Source organism: Arthrobacter sp. R4-81, from assembly GCF_054792365.1.
Window position 1 is genome coordinate 4,158,942 of sequence record NZ_CP096445.1, and the last position, 15,693, is coordinate 4,174,634.

The 15,693-nt window shown below is 61.2% G+C and carries 13 protein-coding genes; 9 read left to right on the forward strand and 4 right to left on the reverse strand.

The genetic code is table 11. The features are described from left to right. Window position 1: 1 nt before the first annotated feature. The 7 genes from M1E05_RS19210 (at window position 2) to M1E05_RS19240 (ending at window position 6,257) form a co-directional block, all read left to right on the forward strand. Entirely contained in the window at window positions 2-709 is a 708-nt protein-coding gene (locus M1E05_RS19210; protein WP_458113000.1) for a DUF4386 domain-containing protein, read from the forward strand. Between the two features lie 259 nt (window positions 710-968). Then, window positions 969-1,778 carry a DeoR/GlpR family DNA-binding transcription regulator gene (locus M1E05_RS19215; protein WP_458112999.1) on the forward strand — a complete coding sequence of 270 codons (810 nt, stop codon included), beginning with the start codon at window positions 969-971 and terminating at the stop codon, window positions 1,776-1,778. Beyond that, window positions 1,775-2,773, forward strand: coding sequence for a 1-phosphofructokinase family hexose kinase (locus M1E05_RS19220; protein WP_461163913.1), 999 nt, complete (start codon window positions 1,775-1,777; stop codon window positions 2,771-2,773). Before M1E05_RS19215 ends, M1E05_RS19220 begins: the two co-directional genes overlap by 4 nt. Window position 2,774: 1 nt before the next feature. Beyond that, entirely contained in the window at window positions 2,775-4,850 is a 2,076-nt protein-coding gene (locus M1E05_RS19225) for a PTS fructose transporter subunit IIABC (RefSeq protein ID WP_458112997.1), read from the forward strand. Window positions 4,851-4,906: 56 nt separating this feature from the next. After that, complete coding sequence (locus tag M1E05_RS19230; RefSeq protein ID WP_458112996.1) at window positions 4,907-5,185, forward strand: HPr family phosphocarrier protein; 279 nt, start codon at window positions 4,907-4,909, stop codon at window positions 5,183-5,185. 203 nt (window positions 5,186-5,388) lie between these two features. Further along, entirely contained in the window at window positions 5,389-5,988 is a 600-nt protein-coding gene (locus M1E05_RS19235) for an SRPBCC family protein (protein WP_458112995.1), read from the forward strand. A gap of 2 nt (window positions 5,989-5,990) precedes the next feature. Continuing rightward, entirely contained in the window at window positions 5,991-6,257 is a 267-nt protein-coding gene (locus M1E05_RS19240; protein ID WP_458112994.1) for a DUF7218 family protein, read from the forward strand. Between the two features lie 50 nt (window positions 6,258-6,307). Here M1E05_RS19240 and ku read toward each other — a convergent pair whose 3' ends face one another. Next, window positions 6,308-7,363 (reverse strand): non-homologous end joining protein Ku, encoded by a 1,056-nt coding sequence (gene ku, locus M1E05_RS19245; protein ID WP_461163914.1) that lies wholly within the window; start codon window positions 7,361-7,363, stop codon window positions 6,308-6,310. A gap of 40 nt (window positions 7,364-7,403) precedes the next feature. Here ku and M1E05_RS19250 point away from each other — a divergent pair, with 40 nt between their 5' ends. Continuing rightward, on the forward strand, window positions 7,404-9,989 hold the full coding sequence (locus M1E05_RS19250) for an ATP-dependent DNA ligase (protein ID WP_461163915.1): 2,586 nt from the start codon (window positions 7,404-7,406) through the stop codon (window positions 9,987-9,989). Window positions 9,990-10,136: 147 nt separating this feature from the next. Here M1E05_RS19250 and M1E05_RS19255 read toward each other — a convergent pair whose 3' ends face one another. Then, entirely contained in the window at window positions 10,137-10,397 is a 261-nt protein-coding gene (locus tag M1E05_RS19255) for a hypothetical protein (RefSeq protein WP_458112991.1), read from the reverse strand. Window positions 10,398-10,493: 96 nt separating this feature from the next. Then, window positions 10,494-10,688 carry a hypothetical protein gene (locus tag M1E05_RS19260; protein ID WP_458112990.1) on the reverse strand — a complete coding sequence of 65 codons (195 nt, stop codon included), beginning with the start codon at window positions 10,686-10,688 and terminating at the stop codon, window positions 10,494-10,496. Window positions 10,689-11,286: 598 nt separating this feature from the next. Here M1E05_RS19260 and M1E05_RS19265 point away from each other — a divergent pair. Then, window positions 11,287-12,867, forward strand: coding sequence for an MFS transporter (locus M1E05_RS19265; RefSeq protein ID WP_461163916.1), 1,581 nt, complete (start codon window positions 11,287-11,289; stop codon window positions 12,865-12,867). A 127-nt stretch (window positions 12,868-12,994) separates the two neighbouring features. On the opposite strand, the gene M1E05_RS19270 is transcribed toward M1E05_RS19265, so the two are convergent. Then, the gene (locus M1E05_RS19270) at window positions 12,995-15,679 is read right to left on the reverse strand and encodes a carboxypeptidase regulatory-like domain-containing protein (protein ID WP_461163917.1); all 2,685 of its coding nucleotides are present in this window, start codon (window positions 15,677-15,679) and stop codon (window positions 12,995-12,997) included. Window positions 15,680-15,693 lie beyond the last annotated feature (14 nt).

A 15,693-nucleotide genomic window follows, 5' to 3' on the forward strand; every position in this document is an offset into this window, starting at 1 on the left:
AATGATTTCAACCCGAAGAATCGCCCTGGCTGCCGGCATCCTCTTCCTCGCCACCCACGTCAGCTCAATTACGGCACGCGTCCTCTACCTGCCTGTCCTCAGCAATCCGGCCTACATTGACGGCGGAGGCCAGGACAGCCAGGTGTTTTTGGGCGTACTCCTTGAAGTGGTCCTGGCCCTCACGATTGTCGGAACCGGAGTGGCCCTCTACCCCGTGATCAAACGCCAGAACGAAGGGGTTGCGCTCGGCTATGTGGCGCTACGGACCCTTGAGGCGGGTGTCATAGCCGTGGGCGCAATACCCCTCCTTACTATCGTGACCCTGAGGCAGGATCTGACAGACCTGGCGGGCACCAACACCATCCCCCTCGTGAGCGCCCTGGCCGCCTTCAACAACTGGGCATTTTTGATCGGGCCCAGCCTGATCTGCGGAACCAACACGGCGCTTCTTGCTTACCTGCTGTACCGGTCCGCCCTCGTGCCCAGATTCATCGCCGTACTCGGACTGATCGGCGGTCCGCTGGTGTTCACCTCGGGCATCGCCCAGATGTTCGGCGCCTATGAGCAAGTTTCAGTGTGGGCAGGAGTTGGGGCCATCCCGGTATTTGCCTGGGAAATCTGCCTCGCCGTCTACCTCATCGCAAAGGGCTTCAAGCCGGCGCTCCAAGCTGGCCTCAATGCTCAACCAGCTCCGGCAGTGAAGGCATAACCCAGCATCCCGATTGCACCCTCTGCCCAACAGAAAGGGCCGCCCTTCTTTCGCTGAGCAAGCCAAGCGAGAGGAGGGCGGTCCTTTTTTGCTGATCTTTGTTTATGTGGTTTTTTCATTGACAAACCAACACGATCAAAGATAAAGTCAAGGTATTCAACATCAGTGTGATGCCTGTCACGGGCACCAAGGAACCATCTTCCGGGGAGTCACACTTTCAGCTTCCCGCAGTAATCGACCTGTACGCAATGGAGGGTAAGTGTTTGCTGAAGAGCGCCAGCAGTTGATCGCAGGGCTTGTCGCTGAGAGCGGCCGGGCCAGCGTCACTGATTTGGCGGAGCGGTTCAGCATCACCACCGAAACCGTCCGCAGGGACCTTGCGGCCCTTGAATCGGTTGGAAGCCTGCGTCGCGTCCACGGCGGAGCAGTTGCCGCCGATCGATTCAGCACCACCGAGGAAAGCATCCTGGTTCGTACGGTGCAGAAGCAACCGGAAAAACTCAGGATCGCGGAGGCTGCTTTGGCCTTCGTTCCGGAAGGCCCGTCGGGAAGCATCCTGATGGACGCCGGCTCCACCACGGAAGCGCTGGCGGATCTTCTCGCTCTTCGGATGTCTGATCCGTCTTCGGCCCCGGCCGTGGCGGACGGCAACGAACTGGTGGTTATCACCAACGCGATTCCCATCGCGGGAAAGCTTGCCGGAGAACCCGGAATTGCCCTCCAGATCCTGGGAGGCCGCGTCCGCGGACTGACCCAGGCCGCAGTGGGCCAGTCAACAGTGGAGGCGGCGCAACGAATTCGTCCCGACATCGCCTTCATCGGCACCAATGGAATACACGCAGCCTTCGGGCTGAGCACTCCCGATCCTGAAGAAGCCGCCGCCAAGGCTGCCTTCGTCCAATCGGCCCGCCGCATCGTTGTGTTGGCCGATTCGTCCAAGCTGGATGCAGAGACCCTGGTCCAGTTCGCTTCGTTGAAAGATCTGGATACCTTGATTACAAACAGTGAACCCAGCCCGGAACTGGCAGCGGCCCTGGCCGAAGCCGGCGTAGAGGTGGTGATCGCATGATTGTCACCCTTACAGCCAATCCCAGCCTGGACCGCACCGTGGCGCTGCCATCACCCTTGGAACGCGGCGAAGTCCAACGAGCAGTTTCAGTAAGCCAGGAGTCCGGCGGGAAAGGCGTAAATGTCTCCCGTGCGTTGGTTTCTTCTGGACTCGAAACCATCGCCATACTTCCAGGCGGCGATGGGGATCCCGTGCTGGCAGGGCTGCGGGATGGCGGTGTTCCTTTTGCCGCGCTTGCCATCGGCGAGCCGTTGAGGACCAACGTGGCACTGACCGAACCAGGCGGTGTGACGACCAAAATCAACGAACCCGGCCCTGCGCTGAACGCCGAACAGCAGGAGGCCCTGATCGGGCTGCTGCTGGAACGCTCTCACGGCGCCAGCTGGGTCGTTCTGGCTGGCTCACTCCCACCCGGGGTCCCCGCCGACTTCTATGCCACCGTTACCCGGCGGCTCCGTTCCATGAGTAACGGTCATGATGCCCCCCGCATCGCCGTCGACTCCTCTGGTGAACCACTGAGCGCTGCCATATCGGGGGATGAAAACGGCGGCATCTCCGGTAAGCCGGACCTTCTCAAACCCAATGCGGAGGAACTTGCGGAACTGGCCGCAGCCGCCGGCTTCACGACGGTAGTTTCTGCCGAGGAACTTGAAGCGGATCCGCTGGCAGCAGCAAACGCGGCTGCCGCCGTCGTCCGCTCCGGGGTGGGTGCTGTTCTTGCCACCTTGGGCTCCAAGGGCGCGGTTCTTGTAACGCCCGACGGCGCGTGGCTGGCTACTCATGCGCCGGTCAAGGCCGTCAGTACCGTAGGCGCCGGCGATTCCTCGCTCGCAGGTTATCTGCTCGCTTCCAGCCAAGGCGCGGCCCCGGCCGATTGCCTCCGTCAGGCTGTGGCACACGGTGCCGCCGCCGCTTCCCTGCCGGGCTCGACAGTTCCGGCAGTCCACCAAACCACCCCCGATGCCGTAACCATCACGGCCCTCCGGAAGGACTGACATGACTCAGCTCATCACCACCGAATTGGTCATTCTTGACCAGGATCTGGGCAATTCGCCCGAGGATGTGATCCGGCACCTCGCCAGCAAAGTTGCTGCGACCGGACGCGCCACTGAGGTTCAAGGACTCTTTGCGGACGCCTTTGCCCGCGAACAGAAGACAGCAACCGGTGTGCCGGGTGGCATCGCCATTCCGCACTGCCGCTCCGGTGCCGTTGTTGTTCCCACGCTGGCCATGGCCCGGCTCTCCCAGCCTGTGGACTTCGGCGCGAAGGACGGCCCCGCCGACCTCATCTTCTTCATTGCGGCACCGGACGGAGCGGACCAGGAGCACCTGAAGCTCCTTTCCAAGCTCGCCCGGTCCCTCATCAAAAAGGACTTCACCGGTGCACTCCGCGCGGCATCCACTGAAGCGGAAATCGTCGAGCTGGTTGAGGGAGCTGTAGCCGACAAGCCTGCAGCACACGCGGCCGCTACAGCAACCGGCGCCACAGCTGCCGGCGCTACTGCCGGAACAACCAGCGAATCCGCCGGGTTTGCTCCTGTCACGGCAGAAGCCCCGGCCTCCGGGAACGGCGTTAAGCGCCTTGTGGCTGTGACGGCGTGCCCCACCGGCATCGCCCACACCTACATGGCCGCGGATTCCCTTGTGGCTGCGGCCAAGGAAGTCGGCGTGGACCTGCAGGTGGAAACGCAGGGTTCTTCAGGTGCCAAGCCGCTGGACCCCGCAGTCATCGCGGCCGCCGACGCAGTAATCTTCGCCGTCGATGTTGACGTGCGCGGCAAGGAGCGGTTCGCCGGGAAGCCTGTCATCAACGCTCCCGTCAAGCGCGGCATCGACGAGCCGGGCAAGATGGTCCAGGAGGCACTCGCGGCGGCAGACAACCCCAACGCACGCCGTGTTCCGCACTTTGGTGCCGAGGAGCAGGCCCAAAACGCCGAGATGGAAAAGGGCGAGCACATCGGCCAAAAGCTGAAGAAGGCTCTCCTCACGGGTGTCAGCTACATGATCCCGTTCGTGGCCGGTGGCGGTCTGCTTATTGCTCTGGGCTTCCTGCTTGCCGGTTTCGACATCGCGCTGGGCACGAAGGCCAATGACATCCTGGCCAGCAGCACACTCTTCAACCTTCCCGACGGAAACCTCGCCCTTTACCTTGGGACAGTTGCTTTCAAGATCGGCGCCTTGTCTATGGGCTTCCTGGTTCCCGCGCTCGCTGGTTACATTGCCTACGCCATCGCTGACCGGCCCGGTATCGCGCCCGGCTTCGTTGCAGGTGCGGTAGCCGGGTTCATGGGTGCCGGCTTCCTCGGAGGTATCGTTGGTGGTCTCCTGGCTGGCTACGTCGCGCACGTCATCGGTTCATGGGCGGTGCCGCGCTGGCTGCGCGGACTGATGCCGGTTGTCATCATTCCGTTGCTCGCGTCGATTGTTGCCTCCGGACTGATGTTCCTCGTTCTTGGCGGCCCCATCAAGAACCTCACGGATGCCTTGAACGCCTGGTTGTCCGGTATGAGCGGCGCGTCCGCAGTGATCTTGGGCATCATTCTGGGCCTCATGATGTGCTTCGACCTCGGTGGACCGGTCAACAAGGTTGCCTACGCCTTTGCAGTTGCAGGACTCAGCGCCGGAAGCGCCACCAACCAGGCTCCTTGGCAGATCATGGCAACTGTCATGGCTGCCGGCATGGTCCCTCCCCTGGCGATGGCCCTGGCCACCGTGCTGGATAAGAAGCGCTTCAGCCTGGCCGAACGCGAAAACGGCAAGGCCGCCTGGCTGCTGGGCGCGTCCTTCATCTCCGAAGGCGCCATCCCCTTCGCTGCGGCCGATCCCCTGCGTGTCATCCCTGCGAGCATGGTCGGTGGTGCCGTCACAGGCGCACTCACCATGGCAACAGGGGTCACCTCACAGGCCCCTCACGGCGGCATCTTCGTTTTCTTCGCCATCGGCAACCTGGCGATGTTCGTCGTCGCGATCATTGCCGGAACCGTCGTCAGCGCCTTCGCAGTTCTGGCGCTCAAGCGCTGGGCCGTCCGCGAACCCGTTGATACGGTGGAGAAGGTTCCCGTAACTGTCTGATCCGTCTGAAAACCTTCACTAACAGAAATCCGCGTACAGCAATGCAAGGAGCAGAAATGCCAGAACGTACCGCAACCGTCGCCAGCCGTGTCGGCCTGCACGCCCGTCCCGCCGCTATCTTCGCCGAGGCAGCCGGGGAGTTCGATCTCGACATCACTATCGCCCGTGAAGGCGAGCCCGTAGACGAAGCCATGGACGCAGCCAGCATCCTGTCGCTCATGAGCCTGGGAGCATCCCACGGGGACGTTGTGGTCCTGCGCGCTGACGGTGACGGCGCAGACGCTGCCCTGGACCAGCTGGTCCGGATCCTGGAAACGGATCACGACGCCGAGTAGCAGCACCGGAAGAACCAGCTTCTAAAACCGTGGCCGGCTCCCCGCAAAGCAGACTTTTTCCCTCCAGGAAAGGCTGCAGCGGGGGGTCGGTCACGGTTTTTTGCTCTACTCAGTGTGGCTCAAATCGATAAGCTTCCTTACTAAAATTGCTTGTTTTTGCCTGGGAGCCCAACTAGCGTGGAAAACCTAGGGAGGAAAACACCATGGCAACTTTGCATGAAAGCATCGAGGTGGAAGTACCCGTAACCACCGCCTACAACCAGTGGACCCAGTTCGAAACGTTCCCGAAGTTTATGAGCGGTGTCGAATCCGTAGAGCAGCTCGATGAGACCTCACTTCGCTTCCGAACCGACATCGCCGGTGTGAAGCGTGAATACAATGCCAAGATCTCGGAGCAGCTGCCGGATCGGCGTATTACTTGGGTCAGCACGGACAAGCCGCGCAATTCCGGCACCGTCACTTTTGAACCCTTGGAAGATCAAAGGACCCGGGTCAACGTGGAAGTGTACTGGGAACCCGAAGGCCTGGCCGAGAAGGCGGGTTCTGCCCTTGGGGTAGACAGCCGCCAGGTGAACGCCGATCTCAAACGCTTCAAGGAATTCATTGAGTCAAGGGGCATAGAAACTGGGGCTTGGCGGTCCACAGTGGAGCAAGGGGAAGTTGATGATCCGCCCTTTGAAACAGCTGCTTCCGGCATTCCGTCAAGCACTCCGGCTGTTATCCCCTCTGCGGTTCCCTCGCCGGAGCGTCCGGCGGGCACTGATCCCATTATTGACGACGACGAGCCAGTAGATCCGAGATAGCCATGCCTGAGAAGAAGAATCCGAGCGTCAAGGATCCCAAGCTCTACGAAAAGCTTCGGGACGACGGCGCCTCCAAGCAAAAGGCAGCCCGGATCTCCAACGCGGCCGCCAAAAAGGGCCGCTCCTCCGTGGGGAAAAAAGGGGGCAAGGCCGGTGACTACGACGATTGGACCGTTGCGCAGCTGAAAGCCAAGGCCAAGGAGATCGGCCTGACAGGCTACTCAAGCAAGAAGAAAAGCGAGCTCATTTCAGCGCTCAGAAACTCCTGATCGCGGCGATGAACTGCCGCGAGCGGGAGTGCCGTCAGCGGATCCCGCTCTCAGGCGCCCTTTCGCCTGCTCTTGGTTTCCGTGGCGGTTTCGGCTTCCTGCTTCTTGGCGGGCGCCTTCCTGGCGGTGGACTTGGTCGCAGGAGTGGACTTGGTCGCCGTCGACTTTGCAGCAGTCGACTTGGTGGCAGTCGACTTCGTAGCGCTGGACCTGGTGGCGGTCGACTTGGTTGCCGTCGCTTTTGTCTCACTCGACTTACTCGCTGTGGACTTTGCCGCTGCGGACTTGCTGGGGGCAGCGGCAGGTTTCTCATCCCCGCCTCCGCGCTTCTTGTCCAGGCTCCGCTTGAGGGCCTCCATCAGGTCGATGACTTCGCCCTTGCCCGCGTCATCGGCACTGACTCCAAACGTCTCCTCGGTATCGAGCGATTCGCCCTGCTCAAGCTTGGCCTCAATGAGCTGGCGCAATTGCTCCTGGTACTCGTCAGTGAAGCGCTCCGGCTCAAAGTCACCTGCCATGGACTCCACAAGGGCGGCGGACATTTCCCGTTCCTGGGAAGAAATCTTGATGCTGGTATCCAGCGACGGGAACTTCGCTTCACGCACCTCATCCGGCCACAGCAGGGACTGGAGCATCAGTACATCGTCCCGGATGCGCAGTATACCGAGGCGGGTCTTATCACGGAGTGCAAACTGGACGATGGCAACCCTATCTGTGTCCTCGAGTGCCCTACGCAGAAGCATGTACGCCTTTGGAGACTTCGAGTCAGGCTCCAGGTAGTAACTCTTCTCGAACATGATGGGGTCCATCTGCTCGGACGGCACAAACTCCACCACTTCAATCTCATGGCTGTTTTCTGCCGGAATGGCTTTCATCTCGTCGCGCGTGAGAATCACTGTGCGGCCGCCCTCTTCGTAGGCCTTTTCGATGTCCGCATAGTCAATGACCTCGCTACACACCTCACAGCGACGCTGGTAGCGGATCCGTCCGCCGTCGGCATTGTGAACTTGGTGCAAACTGATGTCATGGTCCTCAGTGGCGCTGTAAACCTTGACCGGGACGTTCACCAGTCCAAACGCGATGGCGCCTTTCCAGATGGCTCTCATGGATCAAGTGAACATCAGACTGGGGCGGAGGTGAAGCCCTATGGCCGGTAGCAGGGAACGTGTCCGCGTCGGGGGGCGCGAATTGGTGGTCACCAACCTGGACAAAGTGCTGTACCCGGAGACTGGCACCACCAAGGCGGACGTCCTGGCCTACTACGCAGCGGTGGCCCACGTCCTTATCCCTGCCGGGAAAAACAGGCCGGTCACCCGGAAGCGGTGGGTCCACGGAGTAGGAACGGCTGAGGAGCCCGGGGAGGTGTTTTTCCAGAAGAACCTGGAGGAGTCAGCTCCCGGCTGGATACCCCGTGCCTCCATCACACACAAGGAGCGCACCATCCAGTACCCGTTGGTCAACGATCCCGCCACCCTGACCTGGCTGGCCCAAATAGCGTCCTTGGAGATCCACGTGCCGCAGTGGCGGATTGACTCCCACGGGGATCCCCTGCCGCCGGACCGCATGGTGCTGGACCTGGACCCCGGCGAAGGTGCGGGCCTTGCTGAGTGTGTCGAAGTTGCCAAGCTCGCCCGCGTGATCCTCAAGGACGTTGGACTGGATCCCGTACCCGTGACCAGCGGCAGTAAGGGTATCCACCTGTATGCAGGACTTGACGGCACTCAGAGTTCCGAACAAATCTCAGCGTTTGCAAGGGAACTGGCGCGAGCTTTGGAAGCCGACCATCCTGAGCTTGCCGTCAGCGACATGAAAAAGACGCTGCGCACCGGTAAGGTCCTGGTGGACTGGAGCCAAAACAACGCTGCCAAGACCACGATCGTGCCCTACTCCCTCCGCGGCCGGCTGCACCCCACTGTCGCAGCGCCGCGGACATGGCGGGAGCTCACCTCACCATCGTTACGCCAGCTTGACTATGAGGAGGTCGTACGGCGGGTGAAGGACGGCAAGGATCCCTTTGCTCCGATTTCCGATATAGCCGGCCACCCGCACATAAGCAGCTCTCACGGAACCTTCGCCGCCGTCGAAAGTTCCGCAGATATCGCCGAACGTATGACCGAAGGCGAACGGGGCGAACGCGACGGCGGGACCGCCGATCCCCGGCTCGAAAAGTACCGCTCAATGAGGGACCCCGGCGAAACCCCCGAGCCCTTTGCCGCCGACCAGCACCGGGCTTCCGCGGACCACGGTGGAACGCCACAGGAGATCTTCGTGATCCAGGAGCACCACGCCAGCCGGCTGCATTTCGATTTCCGCCTGGAGCGCGACGGTGTGCTGGTTTCCTGGGCCTTGCCGAAGGGCGTGCCCACCTCGAGCGACAAAAATCATCTGGCGGTCCAGACCGAGGACCATCCGATGGATTACGCCACCTTCGAGGGGACCATACCTAAAGGGCAGTACGGGGCCGGCTCTGTCACCATCTGGGATCGCGGCACGTACGAATGCGAGAAATGGATCGCCGGCAAGGAGGTCATTGTCACCCTCACCGGGTCAGAGGGTGGCAATTTGGGCGGCACGCGGAAGTTCGCCCTCATCAACACCGGAAAAGGCAAGGACAACCAGGGGCAGTGGCTGATCCACCTAATGCACCCCGGCCGCAAGTCGCACCACCCCCGCAGGTCCTTCCCTGACGACGCCGTTGAGCCGGGCACCGATCCCGCGCCCGCCGATCGTCCTGCCCCCGGACCCAAGGCCGATCCCCCACCCGACGTCGACAGTCTCAGCCCGATGCTGGCCACAGCGGGTGCTGTCGCTGATGTGACTGACAGCCACTGGCGGTTTGAGCTCAAATGGGACGGGGTACGGGCACTCGTTATCGGTGAGGAAAGCAGGATCAAACTCATCAGCCGAAATGGCAATGACATGACCGCAAGCTACCCGGAGCTCGTTGTCCGGGAATGTTGGCCGCCAGGTGACTTCGTGGCGGACGGCGAGATCATCGCCGTCGGACTTTCAGGAAGACCTGACTTCGGGCTGCTGCAGTCCCGCATGAAGCTCACCAAGCCGGCCGACGTCCGTAGGGCCCAAAAGGCGACGCCGGTGCGGCTGATGCTCTTCGATCTGCTGGTTCACGAGGGCGAAGACCTCCGCCGCCGCCCGTGGCATGAACGGCGGGAGCGGTTGGATCGGTTCTACCAGCCGTCCGACTGCCCGGTGTACCTCTCCGATGTCATTGACGACGACGTTAGACACATTTTGGAGAGCGCCCGGGAACTGGGCCTGGAAGGTGTCATGGCCAAGAGATCGGACAGCCGGTATGTCACGGGCCAGCGCAGCAAATCCTGGCTCAAGCTTAAGGTGGAGCGCACCCAGGAAGTAGTGGTGGGTGGCTGGCGGCCGGGAAACGGGTCGCGCAGGAATTCGATCGGTTCATTGCTCCTTGGTATCCCTGAGGGCTCCTCGCTGCGGTACGTGGGCCGGGTCGGAAGCGGGTTCAGCACTCAAGAACTGGAGGAACTGCGGGAACGGCTGGAGACCATTTCACGGAAAACCTCCCCGTTCAGCGACATTCCGGCCGCCGACGCCTCCGACGCCCGTTGGGTCACGCCCGGGCTGGTGGGGGAAGTGACCTATGGCGAATGGACCAGCAGCGGTAAGTTGCGGCACCCGGTATGGCGTGGCTGGCGGCTGGACAAGGAACCCGAGGACGTGGTGATGGAGGCGGTGGCTTTCTAGTGCTGGCGACTGTGGTGTAGGCGGTGGGCGCTAGGCGCTGGGGACGCGCAAATGGTCGCGGGATGCGCAAACGGCCTGCCGACACCGATATTTGCGTGTCGGCAGACCGTTTGCGCGTCCTCAGGTTATTTCCGTGTCCCGCCGACTCTAGGAAGAGTGAGGCATTTGGGGCCTGCTGGTCCTATGGATCGCAGTCACGGCCGCCCCCTGACCCATACGTCCAGGGCCGTTGCCTCTCTCTTTGGCGTGGCGGCGCTTGCCATTCCCTGCCGGCCACTGCGGTCCTTCGCCGGGGATCTTGGCCAGCCCGAGTGGCGTCCGCTCGGGAAGCGGTATCTCATTCATAGAGGCCACCAGGTGCTCCGCGATGTCGGCTTTGATTTCTTGTTCAGCCTGCTGTTCAGCCATTGCTCCTCCTTCCACGATGAAATGAAATGCACATCCAGCGTCAGATGTGCCGGAACTGCTTAGATGCTGTAGCTCTTGCTACCAGGATTGCTATACCTACCAGCGGACTTTCTTCTCGGCGGGCCCCTGTTTCCCGCTCGTGTGCGTGGGTTTGTGGTTGTGGCCGACGCTTTGGGACGTTGTTCCGCCCCGCGATTTACTGGCCAGCATCTCCTTCTGGGCCTCTGTCAGCTTGGACTTGATGCCCTTGGAGCGGTCCTGATCCTTGCCGGAATCCTTTTGCTTGCTCATGGTTTGTCTCCTTCCAGGCGCCCTCGGCAGACCGAAGCCCCTTGGTACCGCGTGGACCCGGATACCCCACGGCAGAAAAAGCCCCTAGGGAGAATCGTCGATGACAGAGCATCAAGAATGGGAACAACGCGAAGGAATGGTCTCTTCAAGCGCAGACTTTTTGGTGGTTACGTGGCGATCGGACCATCGATACCTTCGATGGAGGGCGACCGGCCTGGCTACTCAAAAATCAGTGTTCCCATGGCTCAACCATAAACAATAATCAGACAACTTGTGAACCCCGCAACCGGGACTAATTCGGGACGCTCTCGTCGCCCTTACGTTCCGCTGGGCCCATCAAAAATGACCAATTGAGGCCGTGTTTGACGGTCATCCCCAAAAATTTTGGATGGCTAACGCGCAAATACGAAAAATCCGCGCCAGCACCCGGCAAGACCGGCCACAAATATGTCTGATATTTGCGTCTGACGGACGCTTAAAGAAATGAGCTTACGGCACCAGAATCGGAAAAGCCATAGACATCGCGTAAAATTGAAGGCCTGCCCGGAGCGGGGCAGCTACAAGTCGCAAGCAAATGACCTCCACGGGAGTTGCCCAAATGCCCACAGACCGAAGCATGACCGACTCTTCAGCAGGCGCTACAAGCGCCAGCGGAACCAACAACATTGCACCAACAGGTGTAAGGAAAAAGCTGATACCGCGTCGACGACTCAAGGAGTCCGACGTCAACGTAGTGAACCAGCCGATGCTCAAAAAAGCACTCGGCGGCACCATCGTTGGAAACACCATGGAATGGTTCGACGTCGGAGTGTTCGGCTATCTGATCACCACGATGGGACCTGTCTTCCTGCCAGAGGCCGACGCCGAAGTGCAGACGCTGTTCCTTCTCGGAACCTTTGCAGCAACCTTCATCGCCCGCCCGCTTGGCGGAGTTGTCTTCGGATGGCTTGGCGACAAGATTGGCCGCCAGAAGGTGCTGGCAGCAACCCTGATGCTGATGGCGGCGAGTACTTTCGCCGTCGGTCTCCTGCCCGGCTATGCGCAGATAGGTATCTGGGCGGCAGCGCTCCTGGTGCTGCTGAAGCTTGTACAGGGCTTCTCCACAGGCGGTGAATATGCCGGAGCCACCACCTTTGTCAGCGAATATGCTCCCGACAAGCGCCGCGGATTCTTCGCGAGCTTCCTTGACCTGGGCAGCTACCTGGGCTTTGCCATGGGCGCCGCGCTGGTTTCGGTCCTGCAACTGACTCTTGGTCAATCCACCATGGAGGAATGGGGCTGGAGGATACCGTTCCTGGTGGCCGGTCCGTTGGGTCTCATCGCCATTTACTTCCGGAACAAGATCGAGGAATCTCCCCAGTTCCAGGCCACCCTTGATGCCCAGGAAGCCTTGGGCAAGGATGCCGCAGCAGGTGATGTTGACGCTGCCAAGGGTCCTGTAGGCATCATCAAGGCCTACTGGCGCTCGCTCATAATTGCCATGATCCTGGTTGCCGCCGCAAACACCGCCGGTTATGCACTGACCTCCTACATGCCCACTTACCTCACGGAGTCCAAGGGCTATGACCCGGTCCACGGGACGTTGCTGACCATTCCGGTCCTGGTGATCATGAGCCTGTGCATTCCGCTGACGGGGAAGCTGTCCGACCGCATTGGACGCCGTCCGGTTCTGTGGATCGGCGCCCTCAGCACAGTAGTCCTGGCTACCCCGGCGTTTCTGCTGATCGGAATCGGAGAAACTTGGTCGACACTCGCTGGCCTGTCCCTGATCGCTTTCCCGGTGGCGTTCTACGTGGCCAACCTCGCCTCAGCTCTCCCGGCGCAGTTCCCCACCGCCAGCCGATATGGAGCCATGGGAATCGCGTACAACTTCGCTGTGGCCATTTTCGGTGGGACCACGCCCTTCATCGTCGCAGCACTCATCAAGGGCACCGGCGACGACATGATGCCGGCGTACTATCTGATGGCCACCTCGGCCATCGGTGCGGTAGCAATTTACTTCCTGAAGGAGTCCGCTCAGCGTCCCCTGCCCGGGTCTATGCCCAGCGTGGACACGGCGGCTGAAGCCAGGGAACTGGTTGCCACTCAGGACGAGAACCCGCTGATCGACCTGGATGACATGCCGTTCGATCCTCCGGCATCAGAGCAGGAGCCGGAGAAGGTCCCGGTCGGCGTCTGATCAAAAGGCGTCTGATCAAAAACTGTTAGGCCCGCTTTGCGTGCTCCCACTTGGGGGAAGCACGCAAAGCGGGCCTGCAGCGTTAACCGGAGCGCACGGAGGTTGTAGGGAGCACTGATGGATTCAGCTATCTGACGTAGCCAAACACGTCCACCACCAGGTGAATCGGCCCGGTCGATGAGTTGCGCACGGTGATCCTTCCGTCCGCCCCGATGGGGACGATGGCGAAGTTGGCCACCGTCAGACCCTTTGTAAAGTTCACGTTGGAGACCCCCGGCAGCGCAGTACGGGACGGGTAGGCAGTGAGATGGCCCGCTGCCGAAGGTTCGGTAACGGTGAGGTTTACCATTGCCGCCTTGGCCCCCGCCGGAATGCCTCTCGTACCGCCGATTGGAATGCTCACATCCCTCCAGGCATGCACTGGCCCGGGTTCCAGACGCGTGTCCTTCAACCGTGTGGGCACCAGTGGTTGGTAACTTCCTTCAGCGGTGCTGGCTCCGGGGAGGAAGTACCCCATGACGTCTACAATAACGCCGGCCTTCCCAGGTGAGCTGTTGGCAATGCTGATTTTGCCATCGGCCCCCACCGGGACCACGGCCATATTGGGAACATCGCCGTTGTAGCTGTCGTAATTCACATTCGAGGTGCCGGGTCGGGTGGTTCCGCTGGCGAAAGCCGTGAGATGCCCGTAATTCAGCCAGGTGTCCCCACTTAAGCGGGCCGCGGTGATATTGACGACGACGGCGGCTGCACCGGCGGGAACCCCACCAGATCCTGCGACCTGAACGTTGAGGGTCTGACCTCCGGCCACACCGCCCGAATTGCGCGAATCCACAGCCCGGAACGGTGTGAGCGGGGAATAAGTGCCCGGCAGCGCTGCCGAGCCACCCCCGGTGAAGTACCCGGCGACATCAGCGATCAGATGGGCCTTGCCGCTGGAACCAGAGTTGATTCCGATGACGATCTTTCCGTCAACCATGGGGACTACCGAATAGTTGGGCACCGTCTCCTGGTGATCGTAGTTGACGGTGGAGGTGTCCCAGACGCTGGCGCCGAAGGCAGTGGCGGAGGCGTGGCCCTGCGATTGTGGTTCGGTGACCGTCACGTTCACGGCCACGGCAGTTGCGTCAGCTGGGATGCCGTACCGACCTCCAATCTCCACTACCTGCGTTCCACGGTCATTTAGCGGTCCAGGGGTCACGCGGGTATCGAGCACGCGCGTTGGCGTCACGGCGTGGAACTTTCCTGCGGCTTCCGAAGGATCCCTGCCCGTCGTCTCAAAGGACAATGCTCCGACGTCGATGGCCTGCCCACCACCGATTGTAATTACCTGGGCTTTGCTGCGTTCCGTCACGTTTCCTGAGTAGATGACTCTCCATCGGACACCGCGGATGTATGCCGGATGGGCGTAAGTCTTCAGGATGAAATCCGCATCTGGGAGTCCTAGCAGCTGAAACCGCCCGGAAGAGTCAGTCTCCAAATGTCTTTCTTGCCCGCCGTCCACGGGAATGGCTCGGACAACGGCGTTGGGCACTGGTTGGCCGGTTTCACCCAGCACGATTCCGGAAATGGACGTACCCGGTGTCGCTTGGAAGTCGATGCCCCCAGTAGCGGCGCCGGCAGTCACGACAACCCCGGTGCCGGCCTGCCTGGAGGGCACTCCGGGGTAAAACTGTGGTGCGACCTGGCGCTCCCAGCTCGGATTCAGATCTGTGAATCGGATTTTGTAGGTGCCCGGCGCAATTCTCGTGATTGCGTAGTTCCCAGCAGTATCGACAAGGGACTGCCGGAGCGGCTTTCCCAGAGAGTCAACTGCTTGAACCACCATTCGGCCCGTTCCCCCGGTAACGTGGCCGCTGATCGAGCCTGCCCCCAGCATGGTGACGGCCACCCCCGTGCGCTCTTCCCCCTCATTCAGGACGAGCGTTTCCGCAGTTGCCCGCTCGAAAGTACCAGGGTGCCAGGTGGTGCTGGCAAGGGCAGGGTCCAGGGAATTGAACCCGAGTGTCAGCGGACCCGGTGGCAGCTGACGCAGCGTAAATTCGCCGCTGGCATCGAAGGTGGCGGTGGAGACGGTAGTGCCCAGGGCTGAAGAGGCGAAGACGCTTCCGGGACCAGGAGCAACACCGTTGGGAAAACCCACCTTCCCGCTGACAGATGCAGGCTTCTGCAAGCCAATGCCCAGTCCGTTCCTGGTCTCACCTTCAGCCAGGCTCACCGGGGTGGCGGCAGCATCTTCTGTTGCCCCGCCGTACCACGTGGTCAACAATCCTGATTCACCGGGTTCCACGCGGACTTTATAGTCGTTTGCGGCCAAACCATCGATCTGGAAAGTGCCGTCAAGGGAGAGCGGCACGGATTTCTTCACTTCAGTATCGGCTCTGTCATTCGGGGTGATGTGCTTACTTTCGGCCACAACGGCCAGTTTTGAGGCGTCGAAGCCGGCTGGAACCGATACAGAACCGGATATCGTAGCGCCCGGGGCCATGGTGATGTTCAAGCCCCTGTAGTCCCGTGTCTGAAGCGAAATTCTGGTCGCATCCCGCAGCCGCGGAGCGTTCCCGAACCAGGTGTCCGCCAGCCCGGTTTCACCGGGCAAAACCCGGAGGGCGGTATATCCGAGTTGGAAGTCATAGGGAAGTCGAAAGCGTCCACTGGCGTCAAGGGGGACTTCGGCCCACGCTCCGGGCGAGTCAAAGTCCGACAGGGCAACACGGAGTAGGTCCATCCGCGTGCCGGGCGGAGCGGAGACCGTTCCCTCAAGATAGCGGTCCCAACCATCCGCGGCGGCGGGAATTCCCGCTCCCGCCAAGCCAACTAAGGCTA